Genomic DNA, 237 nt, shown 5'->3' on the forward strand with positions numbered 1-237 from the left:
CGAAGCGCATTGCCGACCGCATTCTCGGCATGGGCGACATTGTTTCGCTGGTCGAAAAAGCCGCTGAAAACATCGACGCGGAAAAAGCCGCGGCGATGGCCAAAAAGATGCAGTCGGGCAAGTTCGATCTCAACGATCTTGCCGAACAGCTCAAGCAGATGAAGAAGCTCGGCGGCATGGGCGGCATCATGGGCATGATGCCCGGCATGAGCGGGATGAAGGACAAGGTGGCCGCTG

General features: G+C 58.2%; 1 pseudogene. It reads left to right on the forward strand.

Annotated elements, in window-relative coordinates:
* A pseudogene (locus R0J92_RS26435) lies at nucleotides 1-237 on the forward strand (signal recognition particle protein); the annotation flags it as partial.

It is taken from the genome of Tritonibacter sp. SIMBA_163 (assembly GCF_046535935.1).
Lineage (GTDB): Bacteria > Pseudomonadota > Alphaproteobacteria > Rhodobacterales > Rhodobacteraceae > Epibacterium > Epibacterium scottomollicae.